The organism is Paraburkholderia sp. RL17-373-BIF-A, from assembly GCF_046030175.1.
Lineage (GTDB): Bacteria > Pseudomonadota > Gammaproteobacteria > Burkholderiales > Burkholderiaceae > Paraburkholderia.
This window is the reverse complement of record NZ_JARESO010000035.1, coordinates 65,858-81,650: the sequence shown is the minus strand read 5'-3', so window position 1 is coordinate 81,650 and position 15,793 is coordinate 65,858. Positions and strand designations below refer to the sequence as shown.

Below are 15,793 nucleotides of genomic sequence, written 5' to 3'. Positions count from 1 at the left end.
TTTTTTTAAAACACCCCGTGCACACACCCCCCCCCCGCAAATCCCCCCCCACCCCCCCCCCCGCGCGCGGCCGGCCGCGCTGCCGGTGAACAATCGGGGGATCCGCCAGGATGGGCGCAAGCAGCAGCCACTCTTCGTCACTGATCTCGTTGAAATGCACGCTGTCCTCCACGTCGCCGTTCGCGCTACCAGCCGCTCGTCAGCCACGTTGGCAGGGACGACAGGATCAGCAGATCCTCGACACAATCCGATAGCTCGCAGACTTCCTGAAAGGCGGCATCGTTGGAGTCGTGCAGATGTTGCCGTCTGAGCTCCCGTAACGCAGTTCCGAGACGGCGAAGGGTCTCGGGGTCGCTGTTCATCATCGGCCAGCCTCTTAACAGATACGTCAGCGGCACGACGCTTCTGGTTTCGCACCACCGGTCGAAGAGATGCAAGCACATTGCGTTGACGTGCTCGATCGAGTTTTCTCTTTCGGACAGATAGGGAACCATGGCAGCACTCGGATGAAGGACGATCGGCGTGCGTTCATCGTATGCGGCCAGTTTTCGCGGTGCTGTCAGGAGATCAAGAAAATAAGAGTGGCCGATGCTGAACTTTGGGTCAGGGAATCCTTAGGAGGCTCGTTTTTATGTCAGCGACTGGCATTCGCCGTATGGAAAAGCTTGCGTCTTGAGGCGTCAGAAAGCTGGCCGACCTTCAATCGGATATCCGGGATCCGTATAGCCCGGCGTCGATGCGTGACCGGGAGGCACCAAGCTGTCCACAAACTTTTCGTCGTCGGCTCCCAGTTGCACATTCAGCGCCTGAACGTAGCTGTCCCAATGAGCCTCGGTGCGAGGACCGGCGATAGTCGAGCTGACGATTCTGTTCTTAAGCACCCAGGCCAATGCGAAGGCGATCGAATTGGTACCGCGTGCCGCGGCGTGCGCCGCAACCTTCTGCGCGATCGCCAGCGATTCAGGCCGCCATTCGGTCTGCTGGATGCGCTTGTCACGTCGCCCTGCACGCGAATCAGCCGGCGGCGCGCCATCCAACGTGTATTTGCCGGTCAGCACGCCGCGGGCGAGCGGGCTATAAGGCACGACGCCGATGCCATAGTGCGCCGCTGCGGGCAACTGCTCGACTTCGGCAGTGCGGTCCACCATGTTGTAAAGCGGCTCGCTGGCGACTGGGCGCTCGATGCCGAGCTGGTCGGCAAGACGCACAATCTCGGCAATGCGCCAGCCGCGGAAGTTGGACAAGCCGAAGTAGCGAACCTTTCCTTGGCGAATCAGGTCGCCAATCGCACGGACACCTTCTTCGAGCGGTGCATCGAGCAGTGCGCGGTGAAAGTAGAGGATGTCGATATAGTCCGTGCCGAGGCGCTTGAGACTGGCTTCCACCGACTGAATGATCCACTTGCGCGACTGGCCCTGTTCGTTCGGACCCTGCGTCGTCGGGTAGCCGAACTTCGTGGCGATCACCCAGCTGTCGCGGCGCTCGGCAATCGCACGGCCGACGATTTCCTCGGAACGGCCAGCGTGGTAGACATCCGCTGTGTCAATGAAGTTGACGTCCTGATCGAACGCTTTATCGATGATGCGCTTCGACGTGGCTTCATCCGTTTCACCACCGAACATCATCGCGCCCAGACACAAGGGTGAAACCTTGAGAGCGCTACGGCCCAAATACCGATAATCCATTAGCTTTCTCCATGCAGGCTACGCCTGCGGTCTGCGACTCTTCCGGACCACGCTATAAACAGCGGCTAGGTTCAGATGATAGGCATTCGCCGTCTAGAGATTAAGTCCATGAAACCGCAAGAGGTTATGAAATGCATTCATGAATATTCCTATATGCCTGTGCAAACGCGGCTAGTTTTAGTTCAGGTGGCGCGTCGCAACCGACGTGAAATAAAAGCTGGCATTGACCCGACGAATTTAACCAGTGCACACCTGTGTGACTAGTGGTTAAATTCCGCAATCACCCATGAGGCCGGTTCATCAATGCCACGCGAAAATTTCAACGATCTGCTCGCTTTCATCGCCGTCGCGCGCGAACGCAGCTTTACTCGCGCGGCCGCCCAACTCGGTGTATCGCAATCGGCTTTGAGCCACACGATCCGCGCGCTCGAAACCAGGCTCGGCCTGCGGCTGTTGACGCGAACCACGCGCAGCGTATCGCCGACCGAGGCAGGTGAGCGCATCCTGCGGACGGTAGCGCCTCGCTTCGAGGAGATCGAAACCGAACTGACGGCCGTCACCGAACTTCGCGACAAACCCGCCGGCACGATTCGCATCACCGCGACCGATTACGCGACCAACACGGTGCTCTGGCCCAGGTTGTCGAAGGTGCTCCGTAAATATCCGGAGATCAAGGTCGAGATCATCACGGACTACGGCTTAACTGACATCGTGGCGGACCGCTACGACATCGGCATTCGTAACGGAGACCAGGTCGCGAAGGACATGATTGCGGTGCGCGTTGCCGCGGATATGAAGATGTCGATCGTCGGCACGCCGGCCTACCTGGAAAAGCAGCCGTTGCCGAAAAAGCCGCAGGATCTGATGGCGCACAACTGCATCAACCTGCGCTTGCCGACACTCGGAGCGTTTTACGCGTGGGAGCTGAAAAAAGGCAGCCGAGAAGTCCAGGTTCGTGTGGAGGGCCAGTTTTCGTTCAACGGTACCTATCACATGCTCGATGCCGCATTGGCCGGTTACGGCCTTGCGTACATACCGTCCGACCTGGCGCAACCTCACGTTACGGCGGGGCGTCTCATTCGCGTGCTCGACGACTGGTGCCCGACATTTCCGGGCCTGCACGCGTATTACGCCAGCCGATCCGAGTCTTCGCGAGCGATGGCGCTGATTATCGATTCGCTGCGTTATCGTCCGAAGACGAACTAGCGTCAGCGAATCCCCCTCTCGTACGAGACAAATCCGCGCGTTGCAGCAGAGCATTTTGTATTCCTGCCGCCGGCATACTATGCTGAAACTCTCCCATGGCGATCGGCGGGAATTCCCATGCGCATGCAATTCCTGGCTGTTCTGGCGTTGATCGCCTCAAGTTCGTTCGTCGCCGGTTGCGGCAGTGAACTCTCGCAAGATCCTATTGCGCAGATCATGGACAAGCCGCGCTATACGAGTGCGAAGTCGCAATGGTCGATGATCGTCATGGACGCGGGCACCGGCGAAGTGCTGTACTCGCTGCAGCCTGACGTGTTGTCATTGACCGGCTCGGTGCGCAAGCTCTTCTCGGTGGGGACGGCACTCAACGCCATCGGTCCGGATTATCGTTTTGAAACGCCGGTCTATCGTAATGGCACCATCGACGCATCCGGCAAACTGACCGGCGATCTAATCGTCAAGGCATCCGGCGATCTGACTTTCGGCGGCCGGATGAAGGCCGACGGCACGATCGATTTCACCGACTTCGATCATAACGAGGCGCGTGCCTTCAATGGTGCGATCCTGACACCCGAAGATCCATTGACGGCCGTGAACCAGTTGGCCGCGCAGGTCAGGGCGGCGGGCATCACGTCGATCAGCGGCGACGTGATCATCGACGACAGGCTCTTTGACGCGTTCCGCGTGCCGAATGGCAACGTGCTCATTTCGCCGATTCTCATCAACGAGAACGTGATCGATGTGACGCTCGCACCGGGTGCGAACGCGGGGCAACCTGGCCAGCTCGACTGGCGGCCGCGCACGAGCGCGATGACCATGCAGGGAACGTCGATTACGACTGCGGCCAACAGCGCACCGGACATCGTGACATCCGGCGACGCGCTCGACGAAGGGCCGCTCAGTTGTCTCGCCACGCCCGGCTGCAAAGGAACCATCTCCGGCGAAGCCAGCCTCAACACGCCGGCGTCGATCCCTGCCGGCTATCAGGCAGCGTTGATCGGCAACGACCTGTACGTCAGCAACCTGCGTGTCGAGGATCCGCCGTCCTTTGCGCGGACCGCCTTCATCGACGCATTGGCACGCGCCGGCGTGACGGTGTCGGCGCCCGCTGTCCAGCCAAATGCTTCAGACAAATTGCCCGCGCCGCAAACGTATACGAGCGCGACGCAGGTCGCGAGTTTTACGTCGTTGCCGTATTCGGAGTTCGCGAAGCTGATCCTCAAGGTCAGCCTGAATACGGGCGCTAATCTGAGCCTGATGTACCAGGGTTTGACGAAAGGCGCGCGGACCGTCGGCGACGCGCTGGCCACCGAGCGTCAATCCTTGACCGGCGATCTGGGCCTCGATGGAGCGGGCTTCAATTTTCCGACCAATGGCAGCGGCACGCCCGACAGCCGCGCGACGGCACGCACCACCGCGACGCTGCTCAGCGTAATGAGCCGCCGGCCGAACTACACGGTGTATCGGAACGCACTCTCGATTCTCGGTGTCGATGGCTCGCTTGCCGCAATCGGTAAAAACGTGCCGGGCAAGGAGCATATCGCCGTGAAGAGTGGCGCGACCGTCACGGGCGGCCAGATGATCGCCATGAACATGGCCGGCTATATCGACGCAAAGAGCGGACGGCGGCTCGCCTACGCGCTGTTCGTCAACAACGCCGGTCCGGTGGCCGCGCTCACCGATACGCTCGATGTATTCGACGACGAGGCAGAAATACTCGGCATCGTCTACGCACGGTATTGACGAAACGCAGGCAGGCTGCGCCGCCGCGTTACTGCAGTTTCCAGAGCATCGCCGAAATCGTGCCTTCGTCCTGGAAGACCGATAGCACGTCGATGATGCCCGAAATAGGAACGTTGTTCACCGTCAGCACGAAGGCGATCCGGTGGCCGCTTTTCGCATCGATATAGCCGGCGAGGGATTGTCCTCTCAGGAACGGTGACGTCGGCGCGTTTGGGTTCTCCGTGACGTAAGTGCCGGTCTTCGCGTGCACCTGGCCTTTCGCCCCTGCAAGCGTCGCATCGGATTCGAAGGCGGTGATGGTGGCCAGCGATCCGTCTACGCCCAGCACCGGCAACGCGTCGAAGTAGGGCGAAAAAACCGGCGTCGTGCTCATGCCTCTCAGCATGGCAATGACGGCAGTGCCGCTCGCAGTCGAGTCGCCGCCGCCGCTGCCGTCGATGAAGTGATACTGGCTCGACGGGATCTTGAACGTGGTGGTCAGCACGCTCTGTTCCGCCGCCAACGCGTCGGTCAGCGTCTTGGCGTTGTTGTTCGCAAGACCGAACAGCATGAGGCTCGTATCAGCGCCGATGTTATAGCTGACCTTCATGACGTATCTAACGTATTGCTCATACGGTTGCGAAGTGAGTTGCGCAACCTGCGTCGCGCTCGAATACGAGCCTTGCGCGGGCAGTAACTGAACCGGATTGGCGGCGACGGGCGTCGCCGTGACCGTGACACCCGCGCGGGCCAGGGCTTCGATAAAGACCGTGCGGGCGTAATTGGATGGCTCGGTCACGCGAAACGTGCGAATCAGCGGGTAGGCGTTCGTCAGTGGCGGCACGAACCCGGCCGGCACGTTCCCGGTTACGTTGCCGACACAACCCGATGAGCCGATGCACAACGGCGGTTCCGGTGCGAGTTTGATATCCAGACCCGAGGTCGCGCTGCCCGTCGCGAGCGTGGATTGCACGCTAAACGCGGCCGTTTTGGGCCGCCAGTCGAATGGAACGGCCGAGCCTTCGGCGCTCTGGTTCAGGGTGACGTCGACGACGTCGTCGTTGACGAAGATCGGCCGCACATTGAACTCACCGCGGAAGTTGAAAGGCTCGAAAAGCCGGTCGTCGATCACGACATCGCCGTTGATCGTTTTGATGCCCGCAGCCGCGACCTGCGCCGCGAGGGAATTGAAGCCGGCGAGCGGATCGGGCGTGGCGAGTATCGCGTTGCCCAACGAGTCGGCCTCGTTGTGATCGAAGTTCGTGATGGCGATCGTGCCGTCCGGGTTGGCTCGGCCGCCCATTGTCAGATCGCCGCTTGCCAGCAGAATCAGATTGCCGGTGAGGGTGCCGCTAGCATTGACCGTACCCTGCCGGTAGACCGGCGTGACGAATTGATGCTGCGCACCCAGTTGATTCAACGCGGAGCCGACCGAAAAGAGCTTGCGCACCGAACCGATCAGCATTTGTGCGCTCGAGTTCATGTCGTAGATCACATCGCCCGAGTCGAGGTCGACCACTCGCATCGACCAGGTCGCGCTCTTGTAGATCGGCTTTTGCATCACCTGCATGATCGAATCGGGGACGGTCGGATTCGAATTGATCGAATCGCCGCACGACACCAGCAGAATGGCACTCGCGATTGCGGCCCAACGTTTCCACTGTCGATCGATGGTCGGGCTCATGGCATGTCTCCAGCGTTGACTGCACGGTAAGCGGCTCGATTCGCAGCGGATGCATCCCGTCACGGCGAGATTGCAGCATCAGAAGGTCCGGCGCTCAGGCGAACGACAGCGCCGCATGAAGTGAAAATCACGCACGGTGCGAAATTGGATCTCCGGCAACAGCAGGTAATGCACTTCTACTTTGTGACCCGGCCGGCAGATAGTGGAATTAAATACCGTCCTGAACGGGTGTCAAGGAGACTGTATGCATTGACGCGCAGGCGGCGAAGCTTTGGCGTTGTTGCATGATGAGTGAAATAGGCCGGCTTATTGCAGCTATCATTTAGCACTCGGGGCAAACCGGGGTAACAGCGTCGTTGTGGCCGCAACGACGCCAACGAAGCGCCGGGATTCATCGGCTTTGCCACACAGTTCGTAAGGAGGGAGCATTGGTCAAAGGCACCAACGGGCAAGAAGTTTTCGACCCGGCATCGACGCGCGAAGCCATCGGGCAAGGCGGCGGACGTGCGCCGGGCGAGGTGACCGCGCTAGGGCTGTTCCTTATTTTTTCCCGCATCGGTCTCACGAGTTTTGGCGGGGGATTGAGTGGCTGGTTTCTGCGCGAGTTCGTGCACGACCGGCGCTGGCTCAGCGAGGACGAGTTCCTCAACGGACTGGCGTTGTCGCAGGCGCTGCCGGGCGTCAACATCAAGAATCTGGCCATCTGGATCGGTTATCGTTTGCTTGGCTGGCGCGGCGCGCTGGCCGGATTTTGCGGAATCATCTTCCCGCCGGCCGTCCTGATCGTGCTGCTCGGTGCATTCTTCTCGGCCATCGCCTATCTGCCACTCACGCATACCGCGCTGGCGGGTGCGGCGGCAGGTGCAATCGGCCTATCCGCGGCGATGGCGATCACCGCCGCGCGCAGGCTGCCGCGGCGGCTTTTTTCGTACCTCATGCTGATCGCGACCTTCGTGGCGGTGGCGTTATTCAGGGCGTCGCTCGTGTGGACAGTGTTGATAGCCGGCGTCCTGAGCGTCGGCTACGAATACGTCCGTTCGCCGCGGCAGCAATAACGACAGTCGGGCAACTTTCAGAAAGCTACCTCACGTGTCCAGAAATCTCATCGCACTGTTTTCGGTTTTTGCACCGCTTTCGATCGTGACGGTCGGCGGCGGGCAAGGGATCATTGCCGAGGTCCAACGGCAAGTCGTCGACGTGCATCATTGGATGACGCACGCCCAATTCCTGAGCGACTTCGCGATTGCGCGGCTCGCGCCGGGTCCGGGGTCGCTGCTGGCGACATTGATCGGCTGGCAGGTGGGCGGCTTTGGCGGAGCGCTCGTGGCGACGCTGGCTTTGTTCGGGCCAACGGCGTTCCTGATGTGCGGTGTCGTGCACGTGTGGAACAGACATGAAGGCGCCCGCTGGCTGAACGCGTTGCAGGCAGGTCTGCGGCCCGTCGCCGCCGGTCTTATTCTGGCCGCCGTCTACGTGTTGATGAAACAACTCGATGGCGGCTGGATAGCGTGGCTTACCGCGGCAATCGCGACCGTGCTGGTGATGACGACCCGAATCAACGCGTTGGTGTTGATAGCGGGCGGCGCCGGGTCGTTCGTCGTGCTGCATCTCGCGGGTTTGCTCTAGTCCGGCAGCGACGCACCCGCAATCTGCCGGTCGATGCGTTGCGCCTGCTTGTAGACCGCATGCATCAGCAACGCCGTGTTGCGGGAAGGCGGAGAGAACTTCGAATAGACAAAGGTGGAGACGAGTTCGAGTTCCTCGATCAGCGGACGGACGATAAAGCCCTGACCTTCGGCGGCGAACTCGTCGACGATAGCGAGCCCGAGTCCGCCTTTCACCAGTGCCAGCGCCTGGTCCGCGCGCGTGACGTCCACCACGGATTGCAGTTCGACATTGGCTTGCTGGCATGCGCGCGCGATCATCGTGCCGAACGGAATGTCGCGCCTGAAGAGAATCATGGGTTCGCCAATCAGCTCGGCCAGCGCAATCGGCTCGGGCGCGGCTAGACGATGAAGCGGCGGCACGACGCAGACCATCCTGCCGCGCATGAACGGCACCACGTCGAGGTGTTCGTGTTCGATCGGCATCGATGTGACCGCCACGTCGACGGCCTTGCTCAAGACTTCGAGCGGCATGTCGGCCATCAGCGTGGTGTGCCAATCCACGCTGAGCGCCGGCAACTGCCGTTTCAACTCGACGATGGCAGGCGCGACGATCGACGTCGCCAACGACGGACTGCACGACACCCGCAACAGGCTCGCCGGCCCAAGCGCCAGCGCCCGCGCGAATTCATCGACGCTCAGCGCCGCCTGATAGACCTGCTCCACCTCCCTGAATAGCGCCTGCGCTTCCGCTGTCGGTATCAGCCGGCCTTTCGTGCGTTCAAAGAGGCGCAGCCCCAAGGTGGTCTCAGTGTGGGAGATGAGCTTGCTGACAGCCGGTTGGGACACGTAGAGCATCTTCGCCGCTGCGTTGATCGAGCCGGTCAGCATGACCGCACGAAACACTTCCATCTGCCTGAGCTTGAACCGCATGCATCCTCCAGAACGCGTATCCGGGGATATTAACCAAAAGTTATAGGGTAGCTGAAACTCGGCATACGACAAGCTTGCGGCAACTATCTAGTATCTGCTCAACGGGAGCCCGTCTCCCGCGTTGCATAGTGCACTCGAGACAAAGAGCAGACAGGATGGAGACAAGATGAATCAGGCAACTCAGTCTGGAGTCGCGGCAATCGACGTTGCCACGACCGCGCGGCGGACCCGCGCCCGCTTCGGCATACTCGCGCTGCTGGCGGTCGGCACGATGATCAACTATCTGGATCGCAGCGTCGCCGGCATTGCCGCACCGAGCATGAGTCACGAACTCGGCTTGAATCCCGCGCTGATGGGCGTGATCTTCTCAGCGTTTTCGTGGACGTACACGGCTTCGCAGATTCCCGGCGGCGTGATGCTGGACCGCGTCGGAACCCGCTGGACGTATTTCTTCGCACTCACGCTGTGGTCTCTTTTCACGGGATTGCAGGGGCTGGCGACAGGTTTCGTCTCGCTGCTGATCATGCGTTTGCTGATCGGCATTGCCGAGGCACCCTGTTTTCCGACTAACAGCCGCGTGGTCGCGATCTGGTTTCCACAGAGCGAGCGCGCCCGCGCAACCGGCATCTACACGTTCGCGGAATACGTCGGCCTCGCTTTCCTGAGCCCGTTCCTGTTCTGGCTGGAACAACGCTATGGATGGCGTGCGTTGTTCGGCATCGTCGGCACGGTCGGGGTCGTGTTCGGCGGCATCTGGCTCATGCGCTTTCACGAGCCGCATCAGTCGAAGCGCGCGAATCGCGCCGAACTCGATTACATCGCGGATGGCGGCGGCGTGGTCGACGGAAGCCAGCAGGCCACGCACTTTCGCTGGTCCGACATCGGCGCGCTTCTCAAGCGGCGCAGCATGCTCGGCATCTGTCTCGGCCAGTTCGCCTGCAATTCGACCAACGTGTTCTTTCTGACGTGGTTCCCGACTTACCTCGTCACCGAGCGTCACATGCCGTGGCTGAAGGTCGGGCTGATCGCGGTGCTGCCGTTCATCGCCGCGTCCGTGGGTACGCTCGCGGGAGGCTGGATCTCCGACGCCATGCTGCGCCGGGGCATCTCCCTGAACTGGTCGCGCAAGCTGCCGGTGATCGTGGGCCTGCTCGCTGCGTCGAGCATTGTCCTTGCGAACTATGTCGAGTCCACTGCAACCGTCATCGCGATTCTTTGCATTGCGTACTTTGCTCAAGGGATGTCGGCGCTTGCATGGATGATCGTCTCGGACATCGCACCAAAAGGTCTGCTCGGTTTGAGCGGCGGCATCTTCAATCTGTTCGCCAATGCAGCGGGGATCGTCACGCCGCTGGTGATCGGCCTGATCGTCAACGCGACGGGCTCGTTCGTCTATGCATTGGCCTTCATCTCGGCGGTCACGCTGGTCGGCGCGCTTTCATACATCTTCGTGGTTGGCGATATCAGGCGCATCGAACTGCAAAACGACATTCTTCAAGCAAAGGAATAAATCGAATATGACTCGCTCTCTCGACGGGAAAGTGGCCATCGTCACGGGCGCCGCGCGTGGCATCGGTCTGGGCATCGCGCAAAAACTGAAAGCGGACGGCGCACGCGTCGCGGTGTGGGACCTGAACGTGGACGACTGCGGCGCGCAACGTCTGGGCTTCGCGCCCGACCACGTTCAGCAGGTGGACGTCGCTTCCATGAACTCGGTCGAACAGGCCTTCGCGGCCACGCTCGACCATCTCGGTCAAGTGGATATTCTCGTGAACAACGCGGGGATCAATGGACCGGTGGCGCCGTGCTGGGAATATCCGGTGGACGCATGGCAACGTGTGATCGCCGTGGATCTGAACAGCGTGTTTTACTGCTGCCGCGTCGCCATTCCGCATATGCGCGCGCGCGGTGGCGGCCGCATCGTCAACGTGGCGTCGATTGCGGGCAAGGAAGGCGTTCAGTTCATCTCGGGGTACTCGGCGGCGAAGGCGGGTGTCATCGCGTTCACCAAGGCCGCGGCGAAGGAACTGGCGAAGGACAACGTGCTCATCAACTGCGTCGCGCCGGCAATGGTCGAAACCGAACTGTTCAGCGAGATGTCCGACGCGCATATCGAGGCGAGCAAGGCCAAGATTCCGATGGGCCGCTTTCTGCAGATCGAGGAAGTCGGTGCGATGGTTAGCTGGATCGCGAGTCCCGAATGCAGCTTTACGAGCGGCTTCACGTTCGATCTGACCGGCGGGAGGGCCACATATTGAGCGCGCCGACAAAAGCTCCGAAGCTTGCGGTCGCGCATCTCACCGCGCTGGAGCTGGCCCCGCTGGAATGGGTCACGCAAGCGGCGCGCGCGGGGTTCGATGCGGTGGGGCTGAGGCTGAACCCGACCTCCGCGGATGCGATCGCGTACCCGTCCATCGTGGGGAGCGAAGCGCATTGCGTACTGCGGCGCGTGCTTGCCGACGAGGGCATGACGGTGCACGACGTCGAGTTCATTCCGATGCTGCCCGATATCGACGTCGCGTCCTATGCGCCGATGTTCGACGCAGCGGCCGATCTGGGCGCCCGTTGCGTGACAGTCTCGGGCGACGATCCCGACGCCGGGCGGCTTGCCGCCAACCTCGCGGCCTTGTGCGAATTGGCCGCGCAATATGGTTTGCGTGTCGATCTGGAGTTCATGCGCTGGCGCCATGTCGGCACGCTGAAGCAGGCCCGGTCGATGGTCGAGCGCGTGGACAGCGCCAACCTCGCGATTCTCGTCGACGCGTTGCATCTCGCGCGCTCGGGCGGTAGTCCGGCCGACGTTCGGGCGTTACCGGTGGGGATGGTGCGCGCCGTGCAGCTTTGCGACGCGTCGCAGCACGCGCCGGTCGGTGACGATGCGACGATCCTCGAAGCGCGCACCGGCCGTTTGCCGCCGGGCGAAGGGGTGTTGCCGCTCATCGACTTGCTGGACGCGCTGCCTGCCGGCACGGCCTTGGGCGTGGAGATGCCGTTGCCGTCGCTGCCTGCGAAGGACCGGCTCGAACTTGCGTACCGAAGCACGCGCGCTATGCTTGAAGTGGCACGCCGCCGACACGAATCTTTCGGAGAGTCGCAGCAATGAATATCTTCGATGAAGAGAAGATCGACTGTCACAACCATATTTTCGATCCCGCACGCTTTCCCTATCGCGCGGACACCGCGTACCGGCCATCGATGCAGGAGATCGGCACCGCTGCGCAGTTTGTCCACGTCATGGACGCATGTGGCGTGCGACATGCGTTGCTGGTCGGGCCGACGAGCGGCTATCGCACCGACAATCGCTGCATGCTCGATGCCATTGCATGCTATGGCGATCGCTTCAAAGGCATCGCCGTGGTGGACAACGGGGTGAGCCGGGAAGCGTTGCTGGAGATGAAGCGCGCGGGCGTGGTCGGCGTCGCCTTCAATCCGGCGATGGAAGGCGTCGAGGCGCTCAACGACGCCGACGCGCTTTTCAATACGTTGGCTGACCTCGACATGTTCGCGCAGATCCAGGTCACGGGCGATCAGTTGGTTGCGCTTGAGCCGCTGATCGGGCGGACTGCGACGCGGGTGCTGATCGACCACTGCGGTCGACCTGATGTCGCGGCCGACTTGAATCAGCCCGGCTTCCAGGCGCTCCTGCGTCTTGCCGACACCGCGCGCACGGTCGTCAAGCTTTCCGGCTTGCAAAAGTTTTCGCAGCTCGAATATCCGTACGAAGACGCGCAGATTTTCGCCCGGCAGATTCTTCGCACGTTCGGGCCGGATCGCTGTGTGTGGGGTTCGGATTGGCCGTTCCTGCGCTCGCCGGTGCGGATGGATTATGCGCCGTTGCTGACGTTGGTTCAGCGTTTGATTCCCGATCCGGACGCACGCCGGCGTGTTTTGTGGACGACGCCTCGCAACTTGTTTGGCTTCGACGCTTGAAGGTGCAGTCGCTGTGCTGCCACTGCGAGTGACCCGAGAGGCAAGACTTGCCGCTGCGTATCAATGCGTCGTTGTCCGCATTGCCCGATATTCGCGTCGCACGATCTCCATGAGCTCCTCGACCGACGTGCTGGCTGCCTCCCGCTGGTAGGTCACCCGTCCGCGTTGCATGAGCATCACGCGATCCGCGATGTCGAGCGTCTGCGCATAGTTGTGCATGATCATGACGATAGACAGGCCCCCTTTCGCCTTCAGCCGAAGGATCAGGTCGATGATCAGTCCAGCCTCGCGGGCGCCCATCGCGGCCAGCGGTTCGTCGAGCAGCAGTATCTTTGCATTCGAATTGACCGCGCGAGCGACCGCGATAGCCTGTCGCTGCCCGCCCGAAAGCTGCTCGACCGGCAGGTCGACCGAGGGCACGTGCACGCCGATTTCTTCGAGACACTCCGCCGCGCGCTCACGCATTGCGCGATTGTTCAGCAGGCGAAACGGCCCTCGACGGATGATCTCCCGATTCAGGAACATGTTGTGATAGATGCTCAGGGAATTGGCGAGCGCCAGATCCTGATAGACACATTCAATGCCGAGCGAACGGGCGTGATCGACCGACCGAAGCATGGTTTCCTCGCCGCCGACAAAAAGCTTGCCGCTTGTCTGCTGATGAAAGCCGGTCAGAATCTTGATCAGCGTCGATTTGCCTGCGCCGTTGTCGCCGAGTACGCCGAGAATCTCGCCCTGTCTTAGCGTGAGCGTCACGCCATCGAGTGCGGTGACCGCGCCGAAGCGCTTGACAATGTCTTCACCGCGCAGCGCCTCCAGCACTTCGGACATTACAGCTCCCCTTTGCGTGCGAGACGAACCACGTGAATGTTGAAGATCATGGCCCCGAGAATCGCCGCGCCGAGAATCATGTTGAAGGTGAAGGCGTTGATGCCGATCAGCGTGAAGCCGTCGTTGAGAATGCCAAGCACCGCCGCGCCGATCAGCCCGCCGATGATCGTGCCCGATCCGCCGGCGAGCGGCGTGCCGCCAATCACCGCTGCGGCGACGGCAAGAAACATGATCTGGTTGCCGCCCGCTTGCGGATCGATCGACGTGATGCGGAAACCCTCGAGGATCCCGGTCAGGCCGGCGAGGAACGCGGCAAGAATGAAGTTGCCGAGCTTCAGCCGTCTGACCTGTATCCCCGCCTCGCTCGCACCCAATGGATTCGCGCCCGAGGCGATCGTATGCAAACCCCAACGTGTGTGACGTAGCAGTACATGCATGATGGCGGCAATGACAAGCGTCCAGATGATTTCGCTGTACCCCCATCCGCCCATGAATGCCGCAAACGCTGAGTTTTCCGGCGGCGAAACCGGCGTGCCTCGTGAAATCGTCAACGTGAGGCCGTTCACGAAGAACAACGTGCCGAGCGTCGTCACGAACGAGGGGATGCGCAGGTACACCGTCACGGCGCCGTTGATCAGACCGACGAGGCCCGCGGCAACCACGCCGGTGAGCATTCCGAGCCACGGCGGCAAGCCCGCCTCGATGGCGAAGTGCATGATGAAAGGCGCAAACGCAAAGACCATCCCGGCGGAGAGATCGATCTCCCCGCCGATCATCAGCATGATTTCGCCAAAGGCAATGATCGCGACTGGCGCGATGAACTGCGAGAGATTCTGCAGACTCGCGCTGGTCAGCAGAAAGTCATGGTTGACCGTCTCGAAGTAGATGCAGAGGATGAGCGCCACCGCAAAGATGCGGATCTCGCTGGAACGCCCGAGCGCGCCTGACCGGCGCCTCGGACGTTGGGCGGCTTTCTGGGCGTCCGTCACAGAAGACGTCACCCTTTGATCGCACCGGTGCGTGGCACGATCTGGGCTTTCGTGCTCTTGCCTTCATAGCGCGTCGATGTGTTCAGGTACGGATCCACCGTACCCTTGGTGACGAACTTCAGACCCGTGTTGACATTGGCCGGTCCGACGAGCCCGCCGGAGGCGAGGAAGGTGAACGCCTCGACCACGGTATAGAAACCCTGCACGTACGGCTGCTGGTCGATCGTGAAGTCGAGGAAGCCTTCGTGAATCAGATCGACCGTGCGCGGCAAGAGATCAAAGCCGCCGCCGTGAACGCCTTTGGACGGCAGGTTGGATTCCTTCATGACCACGGCGACGCCCTGGGTGCTGCCCGCGTCGACCGCGAACATGCCTTTGAGATCCTGGTGGCCGAGATAGAACGATTTGATCTTCGAGAGTTCTTCGTTGACGGTCGCGCCGGTTGCGATGGTCTGCACGTCGATCTTCTTGCCCGATTTCTTGATTGCAGCCACCGCGCCATCGAGGCGGGGCTGAATGTTGAGCTGGCCGGGCGTGGCAATAAAGAGCGCGACGAGGCCGCTATCGATTAGGCTCACAATCCGCTCGCCCATCTGATAACCGGACAGATAAAGATCCTGGCCGATATACGCAAGGCGCGGATTCGTGGAATCCGAAGGCGCGTCGGCGTTATAGGCGAACACGGGAATGCCGGCGTCGAGCGCGGCCTGGATGGGTTTGTCGAACGCCTTGGGGTCGACGATCGGTACTGCGATCGCGTCGGCTTTCGAGGCGATCGCCGCGTTGACCGCATTCACCATTTCGGCGATGTCGGCATTGGCCGAGCCGGTCCATTGATAGTCCATGCCCAGCAAAGCGGTCGCGTCGTGAATGCCGTATTGCGTCGGCACGAAGAACGGATTCGTCGTGACATGGTTGACGAATACGATTCTCCACCGTTTGTGCGCCGGGAACGAACCTGCTTCCGCCGCCTGGGCCTGCGAGATCATTCCACCCATTCCACCCATTAGCGCCAGTGCTGCGGACAGGCCTGCGCCCTGCAGCAATCCCCGACGCATGCCTTGCACTTCGTCCTTGTCTTCCTTTTCTTGCGCCATCTCAGTCTCCCGTCTCTCAGTTGTTGAACACTTCACTGTTTATAACGGCGCAAGCAGGAAAAGCTCCGGCAAGACAGGCACCGGAGCCGGGCACCACTCCTTTCGGAACGCC

15 protein-coding genes are annotated in these 15,793 nt (G+C 61.2%); 8 read left to right on the top strand and 7 right to left on the bottom strand.

Annotated elements, in window-relative coordinates:
* Window positions 1-185: 185 nt before the first annotated feature.
* Complete coding sequence (locus P0D80_RS32880) at window positions 186-494, bottom strand: hypothetical protein (protein ID WP_408290148.1); 309 nt, start codon at window positions 492-494, stop codon at window positions 186-188.
* A gap of 186 nt (window positions 495-680) precedes the next feature.
* Complete coding sequence (locus P0D80_RS32875; RefSeq protein WP_408177695.1) at window positions 681-1,685, bottom strand: aldo/keto reductase; 1,005 nt, start codon at window positions 1,683-1,685, stop codon at window positions 681-683.
* Between the two features lie 303 nt (window positions 1,686-1,988).
* Here P0D80_RS32875 and P0D80_RS32870 point away from each other — a divergent pair, with 303 nt between their 5' ends.
* Entirely contained in the window at window positions 1,989-2,891 is a 903-nt protein-coding gene (locus P0D80_RS32870) for a LysR family transcriptional regulator (protein WP_408177696.1), read from the top strand.
* A 117-nt stretch (window positions 2,892-3,008) separates the two neighbouring features.
* Window positions 3,009-4,634, top strand: a complete 1,626-nt coding sequence (locus P0D80_RS32865) for a D-alanyl-D-alanine carboxypeptidase/D-alanyl-D-alanine-endopeptidase (protein ID WP_408290145.1) — start codon at window positions 3,009-3,011, stop codon at window positions 4,632-4,634.
* Between the two features lie 28 nt (window positions 4,635-4,662).
* Here the strand turns inward: P0D80_RS32865 and P0D80_RS32860 are convergent, their stop codons facing one another.
* Window positions 4,663-6,297 (bottom strand): D-alanyl-D-alanine carboxypeptidase/D-alanyl-D-alanine-endopeptidase, encoded by a 1,635-nt coding sequence (locus P0D80_RS32860; RefSeq protein WP_408177698.1) that lies wholly within the window; start codon window positions 6,295-6,297, stop codon window positions 4,663-4,665.
* A gap of 428 nt (window positions 6,298-6,725) precedes the next feature.
* Between P0D80_RS32860 and P0D80_RS32855 the strand changes: the two genes are divergently transcribed.
* Both P0D80_RS32855 and P0D80_RS32850 read left to right on the top strand, forming a co-directional pair.
* Complete coding sequence (locus P0D80_RS32855; protein ID WP_408290143.1) at window positions 6,726-7,352, top strand: chromate transporter; 627 nt, start codon at window positions 6,726-6,728, stop codon at window positions 7,350-7,352.
* Between the two features lie 34 nt (window positions 7,353-7,386).
* A complete protein-coding gene (locus P0D80_RS32850; RefSeq protein ID WP_132381574.1) occupies window positions 7,387-7,923 on the top strand; it encodes a chromate transporter in 537 nt (178 codons plus the stop codon).
* Here the strand turns inward: P0D80_RS32850 and P0D80_RS32845 are convergent.
* Window positions 7,920-8,834 carry a LysR family transcriptional regulator gene (locus P0D80_RS32845; protein WP_132381576.1) on the bottom strand — a complete coding sequence of 305 codons (915 nt, stop codon included), beginning with the start codon at window positions 8,832-8,834 and terminating at the stop codon, window positions 7,920-7,922. The genes P0D80_RS32850 and P0D80_RS32845 overlap by 4 nt on opposite strands.
* A 166-nt stretch (window positions 8,835-9,000) precedes the next feature.
* Between P0D80_RS32845 and P0D80_RS32840 the strand changes: the two genes are divergently transcribed.
* From P0D80_RS32840 to P0D80_RS32825, 4 genes are read left to right on the top strand one after another with little or no spacing between them, the layout of a single operon-like run.
* Window positions 9,001-10,344: an MFS transporter gene (locus P0D80_RS32840; protein WP_408290140.1), complete on the top strand. Its 1,344-nt coding sequence runs from the start codon at window positions 9,001-9,003 to the stop codon at window positions 10,342-10,344.
* A gap of 7 nt (window positions 10,345-10,351) precedes the next feature.
* A complete protein-coding gene (locus P0D80_RS32835; RefSeq protein WP_132381580.1) occupies window positions 10,352-11,092 on the top strand; it encodes an SDR family NAD(P)-dependent oxidoreductase in 741 nt (246 codons plus the stop codon).
* Complete coding sequence (locus P0D80_RS32830) at window positions 11,089-11,937, top strand: sugar phosphate isomerase/epimerase family protein (protein WP_408290138.1); 849 nt, start codon at window positions 11,089-11,091, stop codon at window positions 11,935-11,937. The genes P0D80_RS32835 and P0D80_RS32830 overlap by 4 nt, the downstream gene beginning before the upstream one ends.
* Window positions 11,934-12,764, top strand: coding sequence for an amidohydrolase family protein (locus tag P0D80_RS32825; RefSeq protein WP_408290136.1), 831 nt, complete (start codon window positions 11,934-11,936; stop codon window positions 12,762-12,764). Before P0D80_RS32830 ends, P0D80_RS32825 begins: the two co-directional genes overlap by 4 nt.
* A gap of 60 nt (window positions 12,765-12,824) precedes the next feature.
* Here P0D80_RS32825 and P0D80_RS32820 read toward each other — a convergent pair whose 3' ends face one another.
* From P0D80_RS32820 to P0D80_RS32810, 3 genes are read right to left on the bottom strand one after another with little or no spacing between them, the layout of a single operon-like run.
* Window positions 12,825-13,595, bottom strand: coding sequence for an ATP-binding cassette domain-containing protein (locus P0D80_RS32820; RefSeq protein WP_408177703.1), 771 nt, complete (start codon window positions 13,593-13,595; stop codon window positions 12,825-12,827).
* Window positions 13,595-14,596, bottom strand: coding sequence for an ABC transporter permease (locus P0D80_RS32815; protein WP_408177704.1), 1,002 nt, complete (start codon window positions 14,594-14,596; stop codon window positions 13,595-13,597). Before P0D80_RS32815 ends, P0D80_RS32820 begins: the two co-directional genes overlap by 1 nt.
* Window positions 14,593-15,681 (bottom strand): sugar ABC transporter substrate-binding protein, encoded by a 1,089-nt coding sequence (locus P0D80_RS32810; protein WP_408290133.1) that lies wholly within the window; start codon window positions 15,679-15,681, stop codon window positions 14,593-14,595. The genes P0D80_RS32815 and P0D80_RS32810 overlap by 4 nt, the downstream gene beginning before the upstream one ends.
* Window positions 15,682-15,793 lie beyond the last annotated feature (112 nt).

Coding starts and splice junctions, on each gene's coding strand:
- P0D80_RS32875 (WP_408177695.1), bottom strand. CDS start 1,685: ATGGATTATCGGTATTTGGGCCGTAGCGCTCTCAAGGTTTCACCCTTG.
- P0D80_RS32825 (WP_408290136.1), top strand. CDS start 11,934: ATGAATATCTTCGATGAAGAGAAGATCGACTGTCACAACCATATTTTC.
- P0D80_RS32820 (WP_408177703.1), bottom strand. CDS start 13,595: ATGTCCGAAGTGCTGGAGGCGCTGCGCGGTGAAGACATTGTCAAGCGC.
- P0D80_RS32865 (WP_408290145.1), top strand. CDS start 3,009: ATGCGCATGCAATTCCTGGCTGTTCTGGCGTTGATCGCCTCAAGTTCG.
- P0D80_RS32840 (WP_408290140.1), top strand. CDS start 9,001: ATGAATCAGGCAACTCAGTCTGGAGTCGCGGCAATCGACGTTGCCACG.
- P0D80_RS32860 (WP_408177698.1), bottom strand. CDS start 6,297: ATGAGCCCGACCATCGATCGACAGTGGAAACGTTGGGCCGCAATCGCG.
- P0D80_RS32870 (WP_408177696.1), top strand. CDS start 1,989: ATGCCACGCGAAAATTTCAACGATCTGCTCGCTTTCATCGCCGTCGCG.
- P0D80_RS32810 (WP_408290133.1), bottom strand. CDS start 15,681: ATGGCGCAAGAAAAGGAAGACAAGGACGAAGTGCAAGGCATGCGTCGG.
- P0D80_RS32835 (WP_132381580.1), top strand. CDS start 10,352: ATGACTCGCTCTCTCGACGGGAAAGTGGCCATCGTCACGGGCGCCGCG.
- P0D80_RS32880 (WP_408290148.1), bottom strand. CDS start 494: ATGGTTCCCTATCTGTCCGAAAGAGAAAACTCGATCGAGCACGTCAAC.
- P0D80_RS32845 (WP_132381576.1), bottom strand. CDS start 8,834: ATGCGGTTCAAGCTCAGGCAGATGGAAGTGTTTCGTGCGGTCATGCTG.